The sequence below is a fragment of the Cupriavidus sp. CP313 genome (assembly GCF_054072015.1).
The window spans coordinates 219,518-241,212 of sequence record NZ_JBSVZB010000006.1; the positions used below are offsets into that span (position 1 = coordinate 219,518).

The following is a 21,695-nucleotide window of genomic DNA, read 5'->3' on the forward strand; positions in this document are numbered from 1 at the left end:
TGGATTGCAGTGGGGAAATCAGTGTCAGAGCGCGAACGCCGGCGGGGTGCCGGCGGCAATGCCTTGCGCGCGCGCCAGCGCCGCATGCACGGCCTGCTCGTGCGGCAGGATCCAGAACTGGCCGGCCGAGACCCCGTCCAGGATGTAGCGTGCGACCGCGTCCGGCGTCATGCCGGCGGCAATGCCGCTGCGCAGCGCGCCGTTCATCTGGTCCACCTCCTGCCGGCCGCCGCCGTCCAGGCCGGCCGCGATGCCGGTGGCCACCGGCCCGGGGCAGACCACGGACACGCCCAGGGGCAGGCCCGCGGCCTGCAGTTCCAGCGCGAGCCCTTCGCTCAGCGCCACCACCGCTTGCTTGGACAGCGTGTACGGGGCCAGCCAGGGCCCCACGGCCAGGCCGGCCATCGAGGCCACGTTGACGATATGGCCCGCGCCTTGCGCCGCCATGCGCGGCACGAAGCAGCGCAGCGCGTGCAGCACGCTCCACAGGTTGACGCGCATCACATGGTCGAACACCTCCGGCGGCAGCTCCCAGCAGCGGCCGGTGGCGAGCACGCCGGCGTTGTTGACCAGCAGGTCGACACGGCCCAGGCGCAGGAAGCTCTCCTCGCACAGGTGCTCGATCTGCCGCACGTCGCAGACATCGGTGGGCACGGCAATGACGTTTGCCCCCTGGCCGGCAAGCGCCGCGCGCGCCGCCTCTAGCGCCTTGGCGTCGATATCGGCCAGCGCCAGCGCGTAGCCCTGCGCTGCCAGGGCCTGCGCGAGCGCGCGGCCGATGCCGCTGGCCGCTCCGGTGATCACTGCGGCCTGCTGCCGCGGGTTTGCCGCCATGGTCGTGGTTCTCCGTGAAAAGAAGGCGGCGGGGATCGCCGCGCATGGCTGACTTGTAGCGGCAGCCCGGCGGCACGGCATCGTCTGTTTGGGTAGGACAGGGCGGCATCACACGGCGTGTAGGGGTTTGCCCTTGAACGGCCGGGATGGGTCTGTCCTTAGTCTGTTTGGAGTATGTGTTCGGCCCGCCGGCGCGTGAGGATTGGCCTGTCCCGCAGGACTAGTCCGGCCAGCGTTGTGTGGCCGGTCTTGCTTAGGGCAAACCATGAAGGCGGGGGCAAGCCGCGACCCCTTTGCCGTCCCTATAATCAGGGCACAAAAAAGGGCCACAGAGCCCGTAGCAGGCCAGCGCCGACCCGGCACGACCGAAGCGCTGCGCACGCCACAATGGAGACAGAGGAAATGCTGATGGAGGTTAGCCAGAACCAGGCGACCGCACACCTGTTCGCGCAGGCGACGGTGTCGCTGTCGGAGTTCAGCACATTGCTGGGCAATATCTACCAGGGCCCGATGGAGCAGGTGCCCTGGGGCAAGGCGCTGGAGCAGATCCGCCGCCAGCTCAACGCCAACTATGTCACGCTGATCCTGCGCTCGCCGGCCACGGACCGTCCCGGGCTGATGGTCAATGCGTCCGAGCATGGCTCGACCTTGCCGGGCGAGACCTCCTACAACAACTACTACTACGCGCTCGACCCGTTCATTGGCCTGCCGTCGGACCGGGTGGTGACCATCGACGAACATCTCGGTCCCGGCGCCTGGTGCCAGAGCGAGCTCTACCAGCAGTTCCTCAAGGACATCGGCATCCGCTATATCCTGGGAGCGGACCTGCGTACCGATGACGGCGTCGAATGCCGCTTCCGCGTTTGCCGCGAGCATGACGGCCGCGACTTCTCCGCCGCGGACAAGGCGCTGTGCACCGCGCTGCTGCCCCACCTGAAGCGCGCGGTGGACCTGCACTCGCGCATCGACGTGGTCGAATCGGAGCGCACCGTGTATGCCAGCGCCATCGACCGCATGCTGGTCGGGATGGTGATCCTGGACGAGTCCGGCGCCATCATCAAGACCAATGCCGCCGCCGATGAAATCCTTGGCGCCAAGGATGGCATCCGCGTCGCCAAAGGCGGGCTGGACGTGGAATACGGCCAGGAGAACCGCAAGTTCCAGCGCCTGCTGCGCCAGGCCATGATGGGCCACCTCGGCACCACGCCGGCGCTGATGGAAGCGATGTCGATCACGCGCCCGTCCGGCAGCGCCAGGCTGGGCGTGCTGATCCGCACCATCCCGCTCAGCGAGTGGTCCGAGGACAACCGCAAGCGCCCCGCCTGCGTGGTGTTCATCCGCGACCCGGAGCGGCGCTCGCAGGCCTCGCACGAGGTGGTGCGCCAGCTCTTTGACTTCACCCCGGCGGAGACGCAGCTGGCGCTGCAGCTGGCCAACGGGCTCACGCTCGATGAGGCCGCGGACGAACTCGGCATCAGCAAGAACACGGCGCGCGCGCACCTGCGGGCGATCTTCTCCAAGACCGGCGTGACCCGGCAGGCCACGCTGGTCCGCATGCTGCTGAGCAGCGTGATTTCGCTGGGCTAATCCACGTAACGCACGTCAGGGCTTTGCGCTGAGCACCAGCGCAAAGCCTTCCGGCGTTTCCAGCACCGCGCGCGTCTCATGCGGCCCCTGCGCCGCGGGCAGCGTCACGCCGGCACCGGCGCCCACCAGCCGCGCCATCGCCGCGGCGATATCGTCACCCTCATCCACCTTGAAGGCCAGCGCGGGCTGGTCCACCAGGCGTTCCTCGCCGGCCACCAGCGCCAGCGTCAGCGCGCCCGCGTCGAGCGCGCAATAGCGGTTTCCGTCGCGAAACTTCACGGGTAGTCCGAGTCCTTCCGTGAAGAACGGCAGCGCGGTGTCGATGTCCGCGACGGGGTAAAGCAGCAGCCTGGCTTGCATGATGTCCTGATCCTCCTGGTGAAAGCGGGCGTGATGCCCGTGGCCAATGATAGGGATGCTCCATGTACTGCTCATAATCCAATCAGACGATGTTGCAACGCCTTGCGCCGACCACACTGCGATCACACAGGCCGCTTCGGGCCGGTGGCGCGGCAACGGGCGGCGCCCCGGCAGCGGTCCTGAACCATCACTGCCAGAGAAGGGGACTGCAATGCGTTTTTCACTGATCTATGAAGCCCAGACCGTCGATGCCTCGCGTGCCGGCGACCACAAGGTGTTCGATGAAATCATGGAACAGGTGGTGCTGGCCGAGGACATGGGCTTTGACGTGGTCTGGGCGGTCGAGCACACCGCACTGACCAACTATGCGCACATGAGCGCGCCGGAGACCTTCCTGGCCTTCGTTGCCGGGCGCACGCAGCGCATCGGCATCGGCCACGGCGTGGTGTGCCTGCCGCCGGCGATGAACCATCCGGTCAAGGTGGCCGAGCGCATCGCCACGCTGGACATCCTGTCCGGCGGCCGCGTGCACTTCGGCGTGGGCAAGGGTGGCACCCAGCAGGAGGCCGGCACCTTCGGCTACGACCTGAACAGCCTGCACCCGATGATCGACGAATCGATGTACCTGATCCCGAAGATCATGACGCAGGACGAGATCGAGCACGACGGCGAGTTCATCAAGATCCCGCGCCGCCCGATCCACCCCAAGCCGCGCCAGGACCCGCACCCGCTGATGTACCTGGCCTGCACCAATGCCGACACCCTGCAGCGCGCCGGCGCGCGCGGCATGGGTGCGCTGGTGCTCGGCTTTGGCGGCCCCGAGGATGTCGCCAGAAAGAACGAGATCTACCGTACCGCGTGGGAGACCCGCAAGCCGGAGGACCAGGTGGGCTTCCGCCCGCACCAGCACCTGGCCGCGCTGTGCCCGACCATCGTGCTGGAAGACGGCCTGGCCGCGCGCAAGATTGGCATCAAGGGCCAGCGCTATTTCATGGAGTCGCTGTCGTACTGGTATGCCGGCGGCGAGCGGCCCGACCCGTCCACCTGGGACGACGAGCATGTCACCGCCACGGACGCGCAGGGCAAGGCCGTCATCAACACCAAGTTCGCCTCCGAGAAGGTCTCGGTGGATTTCAGCGACCCGTCGATGATGATGCTCAACCCCAACCATGCCTACGGCACCGTCGAGGACTGCATCGGCTACGTGCAGCGCCTGATCGATGCCGGCGCCGACGAGATCCTGTTCATCTGCCAGATGGGCACGGTGCCGCAGTGGGCGCAGCTGGAAACCATCCGCAATATCGGCGAGCACGTGATCCCGCACTTCCGCCAGCAGGGACGGAAGCTGCGCGCGCTGGCTTGATCGGCGCTATGCAAGCCTGCCGGCTTGCTCCCCTCTCCCGCTTGCGGGAGAGGGGCCGGGGGAGAGGGCCGGCGCATCCACGGAGTCCCGCCCCCAAATCGCGACATAGCTAGTCCCAACAGACGATGGCACCCCGCCCCACCGGTGCAAACATCAAGGCCAGCTACAAGACCAAGCAACAAGGAGACCGCGGTGCATCACGACAACAATCCCAAGGAACTGGCGGCACGGCTGATCGCGCGTGCCGAGCAGATGATTCCGGTGCTGGCCCAGCGCGCCGCGCAGGCCGAGGCCGAAGCGCGCATTCCCGCCGAGACCATCGCCGACATGCAGGCCGCGGGCTTCTTCAAGGTGCTGCAGCCCCGCCGCCACGGCGGCTACGAACTCGATCCGCAGACCTTCTTCCGCATCCAGATGGCGCTGGCCAAGGGCTGCATGTCCACCGCCTGGGTCTATGGCGTGGTCGGCGTGCACAACTGGCAGCTGGCGCTGTTCGACGAGCGCGCGCAGCAGGAAGTGTGGGGCAGCGATCCGGCCACGCTGATCGCTTCGACCTATATGCCGGTGGGCAAGGTCACGCCGGTCGAAGGCGGCTATCGCTTTTCCGGCCACTGGAAGTTCTCCAGCGGCAGCGAACTGTGCGACTGGGTCTTCCTGGGCGGGCTGGTGCCGCCGGCGGAGCCGGGCGGCGCCTATGACTACCGCACCTTCCTGCTGCCGCGCTCCGACTACAAGATCGTGCGCAACTGGGATGTGCTGGGCCTGCGCGCGACCGGCAGCCACGATATCGTGGTCGAGGACGTGTTCGTGCCCGAGTACCGCACCCACCGCGCCGTCGATGGCGCCATGGGCACCAGCCCGGGGCTGGCCGCCAATGACGTTCCGCTGTACCGGCTGCCGTTCGCGCAGATCTTCGTGCGCGCGGTGTGCACCGCCTGCATCGGGGCGCTGGAAGGCACGCTCGATGACTTTGTCGCCTATGCCGACGGCCGCGTCAGCAGCAACGGTGGCGGCAAGACCGCGGAAGACGGCGGCGCGCAGATGGCTTGCGCCAACGCGCAGCTCGCCATCGACGAGATGCGGACCATCCTTGAGCGCAATTTCGACGAGCTGCTGGCCGTTGCGCGTGAAGGCGGCCAGGTGCAGACCCCGCGCCGCCTGCATTTCCGCTACCAGTCCGCGCAAGTGGCCGAGCGCTGCGCGCAGCTGGCCAACGGCCTGCTGCGCTATGCCGGCGGCAACGGCATCTACCGCAGCAACCCGATGGTGCGCCGTTTCCTCGACCTGCATGCGGCCCGCGCCCACTACGCCAACAACCTGGACCGCTTCGGCCAGAACCTGGGCGGCGTGATGATGGGCCGCGCCAACACTGACTTCTTCATCTGAGCCGCGTGCCGGCACGGAGACCCAATATGAGCCAGAGCAGAGCGCGCATGCAGCCCAGCGAGTTTGACGTGGTGGTGGTCGGCTCGGGCGCCGGCGGCATGCTGGCCGCCTGCCGCGCCGCAGACCGCGGACTGTCGGTGGTGGTGCTGGAAAAGAGCAGCCAGTACGGCGGCACCTCGGCGGTGTCCGGCGGCGGCATCTGGATTCCGCTGAACCACCATATCGCGCCGGCAGGCGGGCGCGACGACTACGCCACGGCGCTGGAATACATACTGGCGTGCGCCGGGGAGCACGGTGATCCGCAGCGCGTGCGCGCCTATCTTGAGCAGGCGCCCCGCATGCTCCAGTACCTGGAGCAGCAGGCCGGCGTGCGCTACTACACGCTGCCGCGCTACGCGGACTACTTCCAGAAGGTTCCGGGTGCGATGCCGGGCTACCGCGCGCTCGACCCGATGCCGTTCGACGGCGCGCAGCTGCGCGAGGAATTCTCGCGGCTGCGGCCGCCGTCGCCGGGCACGCTGGTGGGCGGGCGCGTGGCCGTGACCTCGGCCGAGGCGCATGCACTGCTGTGCCGCGCGCCCGGCTGGTTTGGCCTGGCGGTGCGCCAGTTTGCCCGTTACTGGCTCGACCTGGGCTGGCGCCGCAAGACCCGGCGCGACCGCCGGCTCACGCTCGGCAACAGCCTGGTCGGCGGCCTGCGGCGGGCGATGATGGACCGTGCGATTCCGCTGTGGCTCGACACCGCGCTGCAGGACCTGATCGTCGAGGACGGCACCGTCCGCGGCGTGCGCGCGGTGCAGGACGGGCGCGTGGTGGAGATCCGCGCGCTGCGCGGCGTGATCCTGGCCGCCGGCGGCTTCGAGCGCAACCAGGCCATGCGCGAACAGTACCTGCCGCAACCGACCCAGGCCGCCTGGAGCGCGACCCCGCCCAATAACACCGGCGACGGCATCCGCGCGGCCCAGGCCGCCGGTGCCGGCGTGGCGCTGATGTCCCACGTCTGGGGCGCACCCACCGTGCATGTGCAGGGCGAGGAAAAGCAGCGCGCGCTCTTTATCGAGCGCGCCATGCCCGGCTGCCTGGTGGTGAACGGGCAGGGCCGGCGCTTCGTCAACGAGGCCGCGCCGTATTCCGAGTTCGTGCCCGCCATGTACCGCGACCACGAGAAGACCGGCAGCAGCGTGCCGGCGTGGATGGTGTTCGACGCCACCTTCCGCCACAAATACCCGTGCGGGCCGATCCTGCCCGGCTCGGTCATGCCGGACCGCAGCATTCCGGCAAGCCTGTCCGGCATCCTGGTGCGCGCCGACTCGCTGGCGCAGCTGGCGCAGCAGATCGGTGTCGATGCCGATGGCCTGGCCGACAGCGTGGCCCGCATGAACCGCTATGCGGCCACCGGCGTCGACGAGGAATTCGGCAAGGGCGACAACCTGTTCGATACCTACTACAGCGACCCGGCAGTGCAGCCCAACCCGTGCCTGGCGCCAATTGGCAAGGCGCCGTTCTACGCCGTGCGCATCGATGCCGGCGACATCGGCACCAAGGGCGGCCTGGTGACGGACGCCAGCGCGCGCGTGCTGCGCGACGACGGCACCGCCATCGCCGGGCTGTTCGCCATCGGCAATACCAGTGCCTCGATGATGGGCACCAGCTATCCCGGCGCGGGCTCGACACTGGGCCCGGCCATGACCTTCGGCTTTATTGCTGCCGACGTGCTCTCCCAGAACGCGCGCCAGCCTGCCGCCGCGCCCCATGCTCAAACCGTACAGGAGGCCTTATGAGCGCCAACCCCGAACCCAGCACCGCATTGCGCGATGACATGCTGATGGCGATGCGCCGCATGGCGCGCTCGGTGGCGGTGATCAGCTGCCGCCATGGCGAGCGCCGCTATTCGATGTCCGTGACCGCGGTCGATTCGCTGTCCGCGGACCCGCCTTCGCTGCTGATCTGCATCAACCGCAATTCTTCGATCTACCCGCCGCTGGATGCCGGTGCGGACTTCTGCATCAACCTGCTGGCAGCCGACCACCGCGATATCGCGGTGGACTGCAGCGGCCGGCTCAAGGGCGAGGAACGCTTCACCAGTGGCGAGTGGGAGGACGACCTGCTCGGCGTGCCGTGCCTGCGCGACGCCCAGGCGAACCTGGTTTGCCAGCAGGATGGCCGCTTCGACTACGGCACGCACGCGGTCTTCATCGGGCGCCTGCGCGAGGTAAAGCTGGCCGGCGAGGTGTCGCCGCTGGTTTATGTCGATGGTGCCTATACCACGTCCGCGCCGCTTGGCGCACTGTGTTCGGCATAAGCCGGGAGCGCAAGCCAGCATGTACCCTCCGCCCGATTCCGCCACGCCGGTCCACGCGCCGCTGCGCCTGGACGATCCGCACGCATACCCGTGGCAGGCCGCCTGCGATGCCGTGGTGGTGGGCTTCGGCGCTGCCGGGGCCTGTGCCGCGCTGGAAGCCGCGCATGGCGGCGCGCGCGTGATCGTTGCGGAACGCTTCGAAGGCGGGGGCGCCAGCGCCAAGAGCGGCGGGGTGGTCTACGCGGGTGGCGGCACGCCCTACCAGTCCGCCGCGGGCTATGCCGATACACCGCAGGCGATGGCGGACTACCTGCGCCAGGAGACGGGCGGGGTCGTCAGCGATGCCACGCTGCAGGCGTTCTGTCAGCGCAGCCGCGAGATGATCGGCTGGCTGGAAGGCCTGGGCGTGCGCTTTGCCGCCACCGTGCCGCCGCGCAAGACCTCGTATCCGGCGCAGCCCTACTACCTCTACTACTCCGGCAACGAAGCGGTGGCCGCGTATGCGCAGCATGCCGCGCCCGCGCCGCGTGGTCACCGCGTGAAAGGCCCCGGCATGTCCGGCCGCACGCTGTACGGCGTGCTGCGCGGCGCCGTGCAGGCCCGGCCGGAGGTGACGGTGATGCGCCAGACCGCGGCGCGGCGGCTGATTCTCGACCAGGACGGCGCGGTTGTCGGCATCGAGCTGTGGCAACTGCCGCCGGGCCGCCACCAGAGGCGCCACGCCCGCCTGGCGCGCCTGGCCGAGCGCCTGCACAACGCAGCGCCTGCGCTGGCCGACCTGCTGCGCGAGCGCGTGCTGCAACTGGAACTGCGCCATGCGCGCCCGGTCGCGGTGCGCACCGGCGCGGTGGTGCTGGCCACCGGGGGCTTTATCTTCAACCGCGCCATGGTGGCGCGCCACGCCGGCAAGTACCTGCGGACCTGGCGCCTTGGCGCAACCGGCTGCGACGGCAGCGGCATCCGCCTCGGCGAGTCGGCTGGCGCGGCCACGCGGCACCTGGAGCGGGTTTCGGCATGGCGCTTCATCAATCCGCCGTTCGACTGGGCGCGCGGCTGCGTGGTCGATGCGCAGGGTGCGCGCATCGGCAACGAGGAGACTTATGGCGCCACCCTTGGCCACGCCATCTGCGAACGGCACGGCGGGCGGGCCTGGCTGGTCCTGAACCGCGAACTGGCGCGCGCCGCCCTGCGCGAATGCCTGGGCGGCCGGCTGTGGGCCTTCCAGGCCTTGCCCGCGGCGCTGCTGATGCTGGCGGGGGCGCGGCGCGCCGCCAGCCTCGAAGCGCTTGCCAGCAAGCTGGGCATGCCGGGCGCGGCGCTGCGGGCCACCGTCGATGCCTATAACGCCGCGGCCCGCGGCGAGATTCCCGATCCGGCCGGCAAGTCGGCGCCGATGTGCGCGTCGCTCGAGAACGGGCCGTGGCTCGCCATCGACATCTCGGCCAACAGCCGCGTCTTTCCGTGTCCGGCCATCACGCTGGGCGGCTTGTCGGTGGAAGAGTCCAGTGGCCGTGTACTGGCCGCCGCTGGCACGCCCATTCCAGGGCTCTACGCCGTGGGCCGCACTGCCGTTGGCATCGCATCCAACCATTACGTAAGCGGCCTGTCGCTTGCCGACTGCATCTGGTCGGGGCGCAACGCGGGCCGCCATCTGACACGACAGCCTGCCGGCGACCGGCAGGCACACACCAACGAGGAGACCACCCATGAGCCAACGTACTGAAGGAAAGATTGCCATCGTCACCGGGGCCGCCAGCGGCGTCGGCAAGGAAGACGCACTGCTGCTGGCGCGCGAAGGCGCGCGCGTGGTGCTGACCGACCTCAACGAGGAAGCGGGCCATGCGCTGGCGCGCGAGATCGGCGAAACGGCGCTGTTCGTGCCGCATGACATCGCCAGCGAAGCCGGCTGGCAGCAGGTGATGGCGCGCACCGAAAAGCAATTCGGCGCGCCCAGCGTGCTGGTCAACAATGCCGCCATCCTGATGCTGGGTTCGGTCGAGGACGCCACGCTGGAGCAATGGCAGCGCGTGATGCGCATCAATGCCGACGGCTACTTCCTCGGCTGCAAGTACGGCGTGGCCGCGATGAAGGCGGGCGGCGGCAGCATCGTCAACATGTCGTCGGTGGCGGCGCTGGGCGGCATGGGCGCGTTCTGCGCCTACAGCGCGAGCAAGGGCGCGGTGGCCGCGCTCACGCGCGCCGTGGCGGGGCACTGCAAGCAGAGCGGCTACCGGATCCGCTGCAACTCGATCCACCCGGACGGCATCCTCACGCCGATGACCGCGGCCTTCCTGCCGGGCGGCACCGCGGCCCTGCCGGAGGAGGTGGGCGGCGCCGAGCCGATGCAGCGCATGTGCCATCCGCGCGACGTGGCCAACCTGGTGCTGTTCCTGGCCTCCGACGAATCGCGCTTTATCAACGGTGCGGAACTGCGCATCGACAACGCGCAGACCATCATGGGCGTGGCCTGACCCCGCCCCAAGCAGAAGAAGGACATCATGGCGCCAGTGCAATTCCACCGGCTGCAGATCGCCGAAGTGGTCACGGAAACGGACCAGGCGCATTCGCTGGTATTCGCGCTGCCGGACGGCCTGCGCGATGCGTTTGCCTACCGTCCCGGGCAGTTCCTGACCCTGCGCGTGCCCGTGGACGGCGTGCCGCTGCAGCGCTGCTATTCGCTGTCGAGCACGCCTGAGGTGGACAACGCCCTGCGCGTGACGATCAAGCGCGTGCAGAGCGGGCGCGTGTCCAACTGGATCTGCGACCATCTGGGCGCGGGCGATACGGTCGAGGTGATGCCGCCGGCCGGGGTGTTCACCCCGCCTGCGCTGCATGGCGATTTCCTGCTGCTGGCCGGCGGCAGCGGCATCACGCCGGTCCTGTCGATCGCCAAGGCGGCGCTGCGCCACGGGCGCGGCGCGGTCACGCTGGTCTATGCCAACCGCGACGAGCGCTCCATCATCTTCCGCGAGGCGCTTGCGGAACTGGCGCGCAGCCACCCTGGCCGGCTGCGCGTGATCCACTGGCTCGACAGCGTGCAGGGGCCGCCCACGCAGCGCCAGATCGAGGAACTGGTGCGGCCGTGGAGCGTGGCGCAGTGCTTTGTCTGCGGACCCGGCCCGTTCATGGACGGCGCCCAGGCCGCGCTGCAGGCACTGGGCGTGCCGCGCGGGCAGCTGCATGTGGAGCGCTTCGTGTCCTTGCCCGATGTGCCGGCGGCAAAGGCACCGGCAAGCGGGGCCGCCAGCGCGGGGGACACCGCCCCGGCGTCTCCCGTGGCCGCGATGCGCGGTGCCGCGCTGACCGTGCAGCTCGACGGCGAGACCCACCACGTCGGCGTGGCGCCGGACGAAACCGTGCTCGACGCCCTGCAGCGCGCCGGCGTGGCCGCGCCCAATTCCTGCCGCGCCGGGCTGTGCGGCGCCTGCATGTGCCAGGTGACGCAGGGCGACGTGACGCTCGGCGAGAACCATGTGCTCGACCGCGCCGACCTGGAGGCGGGCTGGACCCTGGCTTGCCAGGCCCGCCCGTCCAGCGGCGAAATCCACCTGAAGTTCCCGGATTGACATGACCCCATCTGACATCATCGACGCCCTTGCGGCACCGGCCGGCCTCGACCTCGACCTCGCCGCCGCCAACGACGACATTGCCGCGACCATTCCCGAGCTGGTGCGGCGCGCGGCCAGGCGCCACGGCGAGCGCATCGCCATCCAGGAAGACGGGCTGCGCCTCACCTACGCCGCGCTCGACGCCAGCCGGATACAGGCGGCCCGGGGGCTGATGGCGCTGGGCGTACAGCCCGGCGACCGCGTTGCCGTCTGGGCGCCGAACTTCTCCGAATGGATCATCGCGGCGCTGGCCACGCACAGCATAGGCGCGGCGCTGGTGCCGCTCAACACGCGCATGAAGGGGGCCGAAGCCGGTGCCGTACTGGCCGACAGCGGCGCGCGCCTGCTGTTCTGCGTCGACGGCTTCCTCGGCGAAAGCTATCCGCAGATGCTGGCGCCGCACCGCCCCGCCACGCTGGAGCGGCTGGTGATCCTGCGCCCCGGGCAGGGCCGGGCGCCCGGCCCCGACGAGCTGGCCTGGGAAGCCTTCCTCGCGCTGGCGCCACAGGCGGACATGGCGGCGTTCGCAAAGTGCGAGGCCGGCGTGCGCGGCGACACGCTGATGGACATCATGTTCACATCGGGCACCACCGGGCGTCCCAAGGGCGTGATGACGGCCCACGCGCAGAACCTGCGCGCCATCGACGGCTGGGCCGCCATCACGGGGGTGCGGCCGGGCGACCGCTACCTGATCGTCAATCCGTTCTTCCATACCTTCGGCTACAAGGCCGGATGGCTCGCCGCGCTGTCGCGCGGGGCCACGGTGCTGCCCCACCTGGTGTTCGACGCCGAAGCCGTGATGACGCGCGTGGAGAACGAACGCATCACGGTGCTGCCCGGGCCGCCGACGCTCTACCAGACCCTGCTCAACGCCCCGCGCCTGCGTGAGTTCGACCTGTCGTCGCTGCGCGTCGCGGTGACCGGCGCCTCGGCGATCGCGCCCGCGCTGATCCAGCGCATGCGCGACGAACTGGGCTTCGACACCATCATCACCGGCTACGGCCTGACCGAGTCGTGCGGCTTTGCCACGCTGACCCGCGCCGGCGACGACGCCGAAACGGTCGCCGCGACCTCTGGCCGCGCCATGCCGGGAATCGAGATCCGCTGCATCGATGCGCAGGGGCACCCCGTCGCCACCGGCGAGCCGGGCGAGGTGCTGGTGCGGGGCTACAACGTGATGCAGGGCTACTTCGGCTTGCCCGAAGCGACGGCCGAAGCCATCGACAGCGATGGCTGGCTGCACACCGGCGATGTCGGCACGCTCGATGCGCGCGGCTACCTGCGCATCACCGATCGCATCAAGGACATGTTTATCGTGGGCGGCTTCAATTGCTACCCGGCGGAGGTGGAGAAGCTGCTGGTGGCCCACCCGGCCGTGGCCCAGGTGGCGGTGGTGGGCATGCCGCATGAGCGGCTGGGCGAAGTGGGGCGTGCCTACGTGGTGCTGCGCCACGGCGCGCGCGTTGACGCCGAAACCCTGATCGCCTGGGCACGCCGGCACATGGCCAACTACAAGGTGCCGCGCGAGGTGCTGTTCGTGACGTCGCTGCCGGTCAGCGCGGCAGGCAAGGTGCTGAAGTACCAGTTGCGCGAAGCCTGATGAACAAGGAACCGACCATGACCGATATCGCCTCCATTGCCGGCCGCCTTGCGCGGCTGGAAGCCGCGGAGGCGATCCGCGCGCTCAAGCTGCGCTACCTGCGCGCTTGCGATGACAAGGACCCTGACGCGATGCGCGCCTGCTTCGTGCCGGACAACGCGCATATCCACTATGACCGGATCGGCAGCTTTGCCGGGCGCGAGGCGCTGGTGCAGTGCTTTGCGGAGCTGGCGTGCCGGCCAACGCTGCGGGAGATGCATTTTGCGGGGCAGGGGGATATCCGTGTACTGGATGACAATCTGGCGCAGGGCAGCTGGGATCTGGCCTACCTGGCGCTGGATGATGCCAGTGGTTCGCGCACGTTCCTGACGGGGCGCTATGCGGATGAGTATGTGCGGGTTGATGGGGCGTGGATGATCCGGTCGACGGTGTTTTCGACGGGGTTGTTGTCGGAAGGTACGTAGCAGGGTGCGCTTGTTTGCTCCCCTCTCCCGCTTGCGGGAGAGGGGCAGGGGGTGAGGGTGGGCGCTGGCATACCGACGGCTTTACTTCGTTGAAGCTCCGGCCCTCACCCCACCCCTCTCCCACTGCGCGGGAGAGGGGAGCGTATGCGAGGGGTCGTGGCTAATTCAATCCCTATTCCACAATTGCCGGATGCGCCGGCGGCGGACCGCCCATCACCTGCCGGTAAGAAGGCGGCTGCAGCCCGTCCGCATCCACAATCCCATACCCCAGCGCCGCCTCCGCCCACGATCAGTACCTGCCCCGATTTCCCCATCAAGTCGGGATTGCGGTAAAGCGCATGAATGACCTTGCCCGTGAACTCCGGCGTCTCCGCCACCGGCGCGAACGACGCGTACTTGTCGGGGTGCTTCTCCCACACGCGCTGCATACGCGCAGTGCGCAGCGGCCCCATCCACACTGACATCGCCGCCACGCCATGCGGTCGCAGGTCGACCGCCATGTCGTGCGCGAACTTGTCGATGCCGGCCTTCTGCGCGCCGTAAGCCGGCCCGTGCATATAGCAATTGGCGCCAAATGACGAGGTGAACACGATCAGCCCGTGCCCCTGCGCGGCCATCACCGGAGCGGCGTGCCAGCTGGCCACGTAGCCCGAGCGCAGGCTCACGTCAAGGATGCCCGCCATCTCCAGCGGCTTTTGCCAGAACGGTCCCGGCAGGATCAGTTCGTCATGCAGGAAGGTGGCGTTGTTGATCAGGATATCCACCCGTCCGGACTCCTCGCGCACGCGGCGGAACAGCGCCGCGACTTGCTTGTCATCGCCGTGGTCGCAGGCCACGGCGATGCCGCGCCCGCCAAGCGCATCGACCTCGCGTGCAGTGGCGTGGATGGCGCCGGGCAGTGGCCCTTGAGCGCTGCAAACGCTGTGGCCGTACCGGGCTGTGCTATCTGATTGACGATTCGCACCTGAGCCATTCCGGGCGCTGGTGGCGGGTGCTGGTGCCCGCGCCCTCGGTGCCGACCATCGAGCCCGCCAATGCCCCCGCCTTCATCGAGGCGCAACCCTGGTACTTCAGAGGCGGGTCATATTTCAGGTCAACCGTGCAGCGCCACACGGGGCCTGCATGGGCGCGCTTGGGATCGGGCTGTCCGTACCTGTGATTTGAGATTATTCAGCACAGACAACAAGATCTTTCATCGCGGTTAGGAATTAGCTGATTGATTCCTTAAGCATTTTGCGTGCAAATGATCGTGCGCACACGCGTGAAGCACAAGCCAAAACGGAGAGCATATGCAGAGCAATACGAAGCGGCCGACTTGCGTCATGGGGGCTACGCCATGAGGCACGGGCGCACCTTGGTAAGGAAGCGGTTGACGGCTGACTGCGCGCCGGAGCATGGCCGATGGCAAGGCTTCGTGCGGCGGGCCATGCTTATCCCGGTTCTGGCGGCCGTCTTGGCAGGTGCAACTGCCTGTGCCAACACAGAGGATTCCTGGCTTGCGGATGCCAATCCAAAGTCCAAATACATCGCCGGTGACGTCAATCCTCTGAACTACACCCCCTTCTATATTCACCGCGTAAGTATCAAAGGGCCGGGCGAAATTGGTGGCGGGGGCGGTAACGTGATGCCGGTAGAGCCAAACGGACATCCATCAACAGGAGGGGGGCGTTGCTGCATGACCTTCCCGCGCCAATGGCAGTCCGATCTTCGCATCACCGTGCGTTGGCTGATGGACAAGGCTCAGGATGGCAAGACTCCGGGCTATTGGTACAAGGCCGAAAACGTTCGCTTCGCCCAATACAACGGCAATGAGACCTATGGTGCTTGGGCCATCTTCCTGCCGGGCGACCGGGTCAAGTTGATGGTTGCAGACGGCAACGCCAATGGCCAAAACAGTGTCAGTCAACGCCCGGCGGAAGACGATCCGGATGTTTTTCAAGGTGTGCGCGACGACGAGTGGAATCTCAAATACCGACGCGGAGGTTTGCAATGACCGTTGTGAAATGGCCGGAGCAGATGCCAGAAGGCGGGCGACTGGCGCAGAGCAAGGACGCTTGGTCATCGGGAGCCGACTTGCGTCATGCGGGCTACGCCATGAGGCAGGGGCGTACATCGGTAAGGAAGCGGTTGACGGCTGACTGCGCGCCGGAGCATGGCCGATGGCAAGGCTTCGTGTGGCGGGCCATGCTTATCCCGGTTCTGGCTGCCGTCTTGGCAGGTGCAACTGCCTGTGCCAGCACAGAGGATTCCTGGCTTGCGGATGCCAAGCCAAAGTCAAAATACATCGCCGGTGACGTCAATCCTCTGAACTACACCCCCTTCTATATTCACCGCGTAAGTATCAAAGGGCCGGGCGAAATTGGTGGCGGGGGCGGTAACGTGATGCCGGTAGAGCCAAACGGACATCCATCAACAGGAGGGGGACGTTGCTGCGTGACCTTCCCGCGCCAATGGCAACCCGATCTTCGCGTCACCGTGCGCTGGCTGGTGGACAAGGCTCAGGATGGCAAGACCCCGGGCTATTGGTACAAGGCTGAAAACGTTCGTATCGCGCAGTATGACGGGTCTCAGACCGGCGGTGCCTGGGTCATATTTCTGCCCGGCGACCGGGTCAGGCTGATGATTGTGGACGGCAATCACGATGGTGGAAACAATGCCAACAAGCGACCCGCAGACGATGATCCACTGATCGCGCAGGGCGTGCGTGACGACGAGTGGAATCTTAAATACCGACGGGGAGGTCTGCAATGACGGTTGTGCATTGGCCGGAACTGATGCCGGAAGGCGGACGCCTTGCTGAAAGCAAGGCAGCCTGGTCCCTGGGTGCGGGGTATGGACCGACCCTCTGTGCGAATGCCCCCAGACCATTCACATCAACCTGTTCTTCGACGGCACCAACAATAATGACGATGCAGACAACGAAACGTGGCGGGATTCCAAGTTCAAGACCCACACCAATGTGGCGCGTTTGTTCAGCGTGTCAAAGCTTAAGCCGGACGAGGGCTTGTTTTCGTACTACATTCCTGGCGTCGGTACGCCATTTGCCAAGCTGGGCGAACCCGACTACTCCCCGAAGGGCAAGGCGCTGGCCGAAGGCTTTGACCAGCGTTGCGTCTGGGGGATGACTCGCGTGCTCAATGCTGTGCACTATGCGATTATACGGAACGCAGATGCTCAGCTTATTAGTGACGACCATGCCAAGGCAATCTGTGATGCAACTGCAAAGGGCAATGCATCCAAGCTGATGGACAAGATTCGCATACTGGGCATCACCCACAGCAACCGCATTGACGATGGGCCGCAGAGCCGAGCCATCAAAAAAATCTGGATCAACGTCTTTGGCTTCTCGCGCGGAGCCGCAGGCGCCCGCGTCTTTGTCAACAAGCTGATCAACGAGTGGGCGCCTGGCGGCCAGATCAGCGAGCAAACCGGACGGCGCGCTCTACCTTACGAGGTCAACTTCCTCGGCCTTTTGGACACGGTTGCCTCTGTGGGCCTGCCCGATTCGACCCGCGCCACCGTCAACCTGGACAGGTTCGCCGGGCATTCCGGATTTGCCCGCAGGGGCGGGCTGAACGTGCCGGAGGAGGCCAAAGCCTGCGCGCATTTCTACTCGATCCACGAGCAGCGCATGAGCTTCCCGCTCGATACCATTCGGATCAAGGAAAGCTACCCAAAGACATTGCGCCGCTGGGAGGTGGGTTACCCCGGTGTGCACTCCGACGTGGGCGGTGGCTACGGCCCCAACGAACAGGGCAAGGCCCGTGACGGGGACAGCAGCAAGCTCAGCCAAATCCCGCTGCACGACATGTACATTGCGGCGCTCAAGCGTGGCGTGCCCCTTATGCTTGGGGACTCCATTGAGAAGCGCGATGATCTGCGGGAGGACTTTGCCATCCACTCAGGTACCGTCGCAGCGTTCAACGACTGGCGCCGAAACCTGTTCAACGTATCCAGCGTGGAAGACGCCTTGCGCTTTGGCATGGGCCAACTGCTGAGTTGGCGTACATTGCGGGCTCAGGTTGGCACCGGCCAGTATGTGACTGAACGTGCCTTCTACAAGGCTGCTCCGGAGGATGCCAAAACGCCTCGCAAGGTCTTCCGGGATGTCGAGAAGGCCGAACGCGACGACCCGGAGTGCAAGCGCCTTAAGGCGGAGATTTCCCGTCTTGAACAGGAGCGATCCGATGCGCATAACCAGCGACCCTATCCTGCCATGTACCAAGGAGTTTCGGACCTCACTGAGAAGATTGAGGCGAACAGGCTCTCGTTACAGCGTCGGCGGGAAGTCCTGTACGGCCAGCAAGCCGGCAAGACAGACCCTGCGCGCCCTGCGGAAGGCGCAGACGAGATCGTTACCAATGACCAGAGCGATCTGCGCGAGGGGGCAGAACAGATGCGTCTGTTGCTCGGCTACCTGTATCCAGATCAATCGGCGCGTTGGCAAGTGGATCGGCAGGAATTTGCCTGGCATCCCAGCGATCCGCAACCCCAGCGGGTGCCTGTGCTTTCCGTCAAACATGACCAACCTGGGGCAGACTCGCCGTGCGTCACATTGACCAGCAGCGGCTTCATCTTCCATTTGGCGCGTACGACCCTCGTGCAACACTGGGACGCGGATGACGACTTGCTGGCGGCCCCGGACGCGGGTGTAGTGAGCTTCCTGAAACAGCACACCTCGCCCGAGGCCGTGGCGCGCCTGGACAAAGCCGCTATCGCACTCTATGACGACTACGTACACGACAGCCGGATCTGGTTTCGCATCCCGTTTTTTAACGAATATGCGCCAGGCGGCTACGGCTGGCCCCGGGTGATTTTCGCGGGCGATGACGACCGCAAGCCCTACCTGGCGCTTGCGCCAGCGGCGAATCTGCCGGATGCAGGTGATGAGCTTGCGGTGGCATAGCTTCGCGGCGGAATAGGTCTACGCGTTGCATTTGTTCACAAGGCGTAGGGCGGCAGCTAGTCCAATCCCTATTCCACAATCGCCGGATGCACCGGCGGCGGCCCGCCCAGTGCCTGCCGGTACGACGGCGGCTGCACCCCGTCGGCATCCACAATCCCATACCCCAGCGCCGCCTCCGCCGCGATCAACACCCGGCCCGATTTCCCCATCAGGTCGGGATCGCGGTAAAGCGCGTGAATGACCTTGCCCGTGAACTCCGGCGTCTCCGCCACCGGGGCGAACGACGCGTACTTGTCCGGATGCTGCTCCCACACCCGCTGCGTACGCGCAGTGCGCAGCGGCCCCATCCACACCGACACCGCCGCCACGCCATGCGGACGCAAATCCACCGCCATGTCGTGCGCGAACTTGTCGATGCCCGCCTTCTGCGCGCCGTAGGCCGGGCCGTGCATATAGCAGTTGGCACCGAATGACGAGGTGAACACGATCAGCCCGCGGCCCTGCGCGGCCATGATGGGCGCGGCATGCCAGCTGGCCACGTAACCCGAGCGCAGGCCCACGTCGAGGATGCCGGCCATCTCCAGCGGCTTCTGCCAGAACGGCCCCGGCATGATGAGCTCGTCGTGCAGGAAGGTCGCATTGTTGACCAGGATGTCGATCCGACCGGATTCCTTGCGCACACGCCCGAACAGACGCGCCACCTGCGCATCGTCGCGATGATCGCACGCGACCGCGATGCCGCGCCCGCCCAGCGCATCGATCTCGCGCGCCGTGGCGTGGATGGTGCCGGGCAGCGGTGCGCTGCCTTCCTGCTCCGTGCGTCCGGTCACATACACCGTAGCGCCTGCCGCGCCGAGCGCCAGCGCGATGCCCTTGCCGGCACCGCGCGAGCCACCCGTGACGACGGCGACGATGGCCTGTTCCGCCTGCTTCATGTCTGTCTCCTGTGTCAGTGATGCGCAGGCTCCGCCCGGGCCGCCCGCGTAGATCGAAGCTTGGGGCGGGCGTGGCGTCGGGACATCCTTCGTTCGGACTAAGCGCTACCCGGTCCGGATACTCCACGCGGACGATGGCCCCCGGCGCGGCAAGGCCGACGATAGTCCCCATCCCAACGACCGCCGGCGCGCCGTATTCGGCACCGGCGGTCACAACAAGGAGTGAGACTGGCCATGTCTGAACTGGAGTGCAAAGAAGCCATCCATGCCCTGACCTGCCGCTATGCGCAGGCGGTGGACCGGCGCGATTTCCCGAAACTGGCGGCGCTGTTCACGGCGGACGCATGGCTGAGCGGGCCGGGCTTCCGCATGGACGGACCGCAGGCGATTGCTGACGGCATGGCATCGCTCGGCCAGTACAGCGCCACGCAGCATCACGTGCACCAGCAACTGGTCGAAGTCGATGGCGATAGCGCGACCGGCGAGACCTATTGCGTGGCCAACCACCTGTACGAACAGGACGGCGTGCCGCGCAAGCTGGACTGGGGCATCCGCTACCAGGACCGCTTCGTGCGGCGCGACGGCCAGTGGCGCATTGCCGCGCGCGAGCTGTTGGTGGACTGGACGCAGGACCTGCCGCTGCGGGGGGCATGATGACGACGACCCGTGTACTGGAAGGCAAGACGGCCCTCGTCACCGGCGGCGCCGGCGGCATCGGTGCGGCCAGCGCGCTGGCGCTGCTGCGCGACGGCGCGGCGGTCGTACTCATGGGGCGGCGGCGCGAAGCGCTGGAAGCGGCACGGCGCAGCCTGTGCGCGCAGCTGCCCGGCGCCACCGTGGCAATCAGCGTCGGCGACGCCTGCCGCGAGGATGACGTGCAGGCCGCGCTGCAGCAGGCCTGGGAGCTGGAGCGGCGCCTCGATATCGTGGTCGCAACCGTCGGCGGGGGCGGTTTCCGTCCGCTGCTGATGCATGACGCCGCCTCGCTGATGGCGGAGCTGGAGCTGAACATCGCCAGCGCGTTCCTGGCGGTGCGCCATGCGTCGCCGCTGATGGCACCGCATGGCGGCGCGATCGTCTGCATCTCGTCGAACGCGGCGCGCATGACCTGCCGCTGGCTGTCGGCGTACTGCGCCGCCAAGGCGGGGCTGGAAGCGTTCGTGCGCGCCGCGGCCGAGGAGCTGGCGGGATGCGGCATCCGCGTCAATGCGGTGCGTCCGGGGCTCACCCGCTCCGGCGCGACCGGACCGATGTTCGACAACCCGGCCATCCTCGACAAGTTCGTCGCGCAGATGCCGCTGGGCCGCGCCGGCGAACCGGACGACATTGCCAGTGCGGTGCGCTACCTGGCAGGACCGGAATCGGGCTGGGTGACCGGACAGAGCATCGCCGTGGACGGTGGCAGCGAGCTGCGCGGCAATCCCATCCTCGATGAAACCGTGGCTGCGGTGTATGGCGAAGCCGCGCTGCAGGCCGTGCTGGCCGGCAGGATTCCCGAAGCCGGCTGAAGCCGACAACCCAAGGAGAGAAGCGATGCATCAAGTCAAGGACAAGGTTGCGCTGGTGACCGGCGCGGCCAGCGGGGTCGGGCGCGCCGACGCGCTGCTGCTGGCGGCCGAAGGCGCGCGCGTGGTCATCAGCGATGTCAACCAGGAGGCCGGGCAGGCACTGGCCCGGGAGATCGGGGATGCGGCCATGTTCGTGCGCCACGACATTGCCAGCGAGGAGGACTGGCGCAAGGCCATGGCCGCCACGCAGGACCGCTTCGGCCGGCTCGACGTGCTGGTCAACAATGCGGCCATCTGTCCGCTCGGGTCGATCGAGGAAACCTCGCTCGACAGCTGGCGGCAGGTCATGCGCGTCAATGCCGACGGCTATTTCCTGGGCTGCAGGTTCGGTGTGCAGGCAATGAAGGGCAACCCCGCCGGGGGCTCCATCGTGGTGATGTCGTCGGTGGCGGCGCTGGGCGGGCTGCCGATGATGTGCGCGTACAGCGGCGCGAAGGGCGCCGTTACCGCGCTGACGCGCAGCGTGGCTGTGCACTGCAAGCAAAACGGCTACCGGATCCGCTGCAACTCGATCCATCCCGACGGAGTCTGGACGCCGATGACGCAGGCGCTGGTGCCGGACCTGGATCCGGCCGCGCTCGGCATCGGCACGGACCCGATGGCACGCATGTGCCAGCCGGAGGATGTGGCCAACCTGGTCCTGTTCCTGGCTTCGGACGCGTCGCGCTTTATCAATGGCGCGGAATTGCGCATCGATAACGCGCAGTTGATCTCGGGGCTGTAAGGCCGGCTGCGGGGGGCCGCTTTTTTGGGGCGCCGCAGGGGGGGGGTGGAGGTGCTGT

At 67.3% G+C, this 21,695-nt stretch carries 19 protein-coding genes and 1 pseudogene; 16 read left to right on the top strand and 4 right to left on the bottom strand.

Annotated features, from left to right (window positions below; translation table 11 throughout):
• Positions 1 to 24 precede the first annotated feature (24 nt).
• Positions 25 to 834, bottom strand: a complete 810-nt coding sequence (locus ACW4E8_RS11475; protein ID WP_456804617.1) for an SDR family NAD(P)-dependent oxidoreductase — start codon at positions 832 to 834, stop codon at positions 25 to 27.
• Positions 835 to 1,236: 402 nt separating this feature from the next.
• Between ACW4E8_RS11475 and ACW4E8_RS11480 the strand changes: the two genes are divergently transcribed.
• Entirely contained in the window at positions 1,237 to 2,421 is a 1,185-nt protein-coding gene (locus ACW4E8_RS11480; protein WP_456804618.1) for a helix-turn-helix transcriptional regulator, read from the top strand.
• A gap of 15 nt (positions 2,422 to 2,436) precedes the next feature.
• On the opposite strand, the gene ACW4E8_RS11485 is transcribed toward ACW4E8_RS11480, so the two are convergent.
• The gene (locus ACW4E8_RS11485; protein WP_010814000.1) at positions 2,437 to 2,781 is read right to left on the bottom strand and encodes a VOC family protein; all 345 of its coding nucleotides are present in this window, start codon (positions 2,779 to 2,781) and stop codon (positions 2,437 to 2,439) included.
• 211 nt (positions 2,782 to 2,992) lie between these two features.
• Between ACW4E8_RS11485 and ACW4E8_RS11490 the strand changes: the two genes are divergently transcribed.
• The 9 genes from ACW4E8_RS11490 (at position 2,993) to ACW4E8_RS11530 (ending at position 13,504) form a co-directional block, all read left to right on the top strand.
• Positions 2,993 to 4,144 carry an LLM class flavin-dependent oxidoreductase gene (locus ACW4E8_RS11490; protein WP_456804619.1) on the top strand — a complete coding sequence of 384 codons (1,152 nt, stop codon included), beginning with the start codon at positions 2,993 to 2,995 and terminating at the stop codon, positions 4,142 to 4,144.
• A gap of 192 nt (positions 4,145 to 4,336) precedes the next feature.
• Positions 4,337 to 5,530 carry an acyl-CoA dehydrogenase family protein gene (locus ACW4E8_RS11495; RefSeq protein WP_456804620.1) on the top strand — a complete coding sequence of 398 codons (1,194 nt, stop codon included), beginning with the start codon at positions 4,337 to 4,339 and terminating at the stop codon, positions 5,528 to 5,530.
• A 26-nt stretch (positions 5,531 to 5,556) separates the two neighbouring features.
• Positions 5,557 to 7,311 (top strand): FAD-dependent oxidoreductase, encoded by a 1,755-nt coding sequence (locus ACW4E8_RS11500; RefSeq protein WP_456804621.1) that lies wholly within the window; start codon positions 5,557 to 5,559, stop codon positions 7,309 to 7,311.
• Entirely contained in the window at positions 7,308 to 7,832 is a 525-nt protein-coding gene (locus ACW4E8_RS11505; RefSeq protein WP_035826672.1) for a flavin reductase family protein, read from the top strand. Before ACW4E8_RS11500 ends, ACW4E8_RS11505 begins: the two co-directional genes overlap by 4 nt.
• Before the next feature lie 19 nt (positions 7,833 to 7,851).
• A complete protein-coding gene (locus ACW4E8_RS11510; RefSeq protein WP_456804622.1) occupies positions 7,852 to 9,555 on the top strand; it encodes an FAD-binding protein in 1,704 nt (567 codons plus the stop codon).
• The gene (locus tag ACW4E8_RS11515; RefSeq protein ID WP_456804623.1) at positions 9,539 to 10,303 is read left to right on the top strand and encodes an SDR family oxidoreductase; all 765 of its coding nucleotides are present in this window, start codon (positions 9,539 to 9,541) and stop codon (positions 10,301 to 10,303) included. The genes ACW4E8_RS11510 and ACW4E8_RS11515 overlap by 17 nt, the downstream gene beginning before the upstream one ends.
• A 27-nt stretch (positions 10,304 to 10,330) precedes the next feature.
• On the top strand, positions 10,331 to 11,398 hold the full coding sequence (locus ACW4E8_RS11520; protein ID WP_456804624.1) for a 2Fe-2S iron-sulfur cluster-binding protein: 1,068 nt from the start codon (positions 10,331 to 10,333) through the stop codon (positions 11,396 to 11,398).
• A 1-nt stretch (position 11,399) separates the two neighbouring features.
• Positions 11,400 to 13,040 carry a FadD3 family acyl-CoA ligase gene (locus tag ACW4E8_RS11525; protein WP_456804625.1) on the top strand — a complete coding sequence of 547 codons (1,641 nt, stop codon included), beginning with the start codon at positions 11,400 to 11,402 and terminating at the stop codon, positions 13,038 to 13,040.
• Complete coding sequence (locus ACW4E8_RS11530) at positions 13,040 to 13,504, top strand: nuclear transport factor 2 family protein (RefSeq protein WP_456804626.1); 465 nt, start codon at positions 13,040 to 13,042, stop codon at positions 13,502 to 13,504. The genes ACW4E8_RS11525 and ACW4E8_RS11530 overlap by 1 nt, the downstream gene beginning before the upstream one ends.
• A gap of 172 nt (positions 13,505 to 13,676) precedes the next feature.
• Here the strand turns inward: ACW4E8_RS11530 and ACW4E8_RS11535 are convergent.
• A pseudogene (locus ACW4E8_RS11535) lies at positions 13,677 to 14,409 on the bottom strand (SDR family NAD(P)-dependent oxidoreductase); the annotation flags it as partial.
• A 338-nt stretch (positions 14,410 to 14,747) separates the two neighbouring features.
• Here ACW4E8_RS11535 and ACW4E8_RS11540 point away from each other — a divergent pair.
• The 3 genes from ACW4E8_RS11540 to ACW4E8_RS11550 all read left to right on the top strand — a co-directional run bounded on the left by ACW4E8_RS11540 (position 14,748) and on the right by ACW4E8_RS11550 (position 18,410).
• The gene (locus ACW4E8_RS11540) at positions 14,748 to 15,497 is read left to right on the top strand and encodes a DUF3304 domain-containing protein (RefSeq protein WP_456804742.1); all 750 of its coding nucleotides are present in this window, start codon (positions 14,748 to 14,750) and stop codon (positions 15,495 to 15,497) included.
• The gene (locus ACW4E8_RS11545; protein WP_456804627.1) at positions 15,494 to 16,255 is read left to right on the top strand and encodes a DUF3304 domain-containing protein; all 762 of its coding nucleotides are present in this window, start codon (positions 15,494 to 15,496) and stop codon (positions 16,253 to 16,255) included. The genes ACW4E8_RS11540 and ACW4E8_RS11545 overlap by 4 nt, the downstream gene beginning before the upstream one ends.
• 127 nt (positions 16,256 to 16,382) lie before the next feature.
• Positions 16,383 to 18,410, top strand: a complete 2,028-nt coding sequence (locus ACW4E8_RS11550; protein WP_456804743.1) for a T6SS phospholipase effector Tle1-like catalytic domain-containing protein — start codon at positions 16,383 to 16,385, stop codon at positions 18,408 to 18,410.
• A gap of 68 nt (positions 18,411 to 18,478) precedes the next feature.
• Here ACW4E8_RS11550 and ACW4E8_RS11555 read toward each other — a convergent pair whose 3' ends face one another.
• Complete coding sequence (locus tag ACW4E8_RS11555) at positions 18,479 to 19,345, bottom strand: SDR family NAD(P)-dependent oxidoreductase (protein WP_456804628.1); 867 nt, start codon at positions 19,343 to 19,345, stop codon at positions 18,479 to 18,481.
• A 234-nt stretch (positions 19,346 to 19,579) separates the two neighbouring features.
• Between ACW4E8_RS11555 and ACW4E8_RS11560 the strand changes: the two genes are divergently transcribed.
• From ACW4E8_RS11560 to ACW4E8_RS11570, 3 genes are read left to right on the top strand one after another with little or no spacing between them, the layout of a single operon-like run.
• The gene (locus tag ACW4E8_RS11560) at positions 19,580 to 19,999 is read left to right on the top strand and encodes a nuclear transport factor 2 family protein (protein ID WP_456804629.1); all 420 of its coding nucleotides are present in this window, start codon (positions 19,580 to 19,582) and stop codon (positions 19,997 to 19,999) included.
• On the top strand, positions 19,996 to 20,853 hold the full coding sequence (locus ACW4E8_RS11565) for an SDR family NAD(P)-dependent oxidoreductase (protein WP_456804630.1): 858 nt from the start codon (positions 19,996 to 19,998) through the stop codon (positions 20,851 to 20,853). The genes ACW4E8_RS11560 and ACW4E8_RS11565 overlap by 4 nt, the downstream gene beginning before the upstream one ends.
• Before the next feature lie 25 nt (positions 20,854 to 20,878).
• Positions 20,879 to 21,637 carry a glucose 1-dehydrogenase gene (locus ACW4E8_RS11570; RefSeq protein ID WP_456804631.1) on the top strand — a complete coding sequence of 253 codons (759 nt, stop codon included), beginning with the start codon at positions 20,879 to 20,881 and terminating at the stop codon, positions 21,635 to 21,637.
• Positions 21,638 to 21,695: the final 58 nt, after the last annotated feature.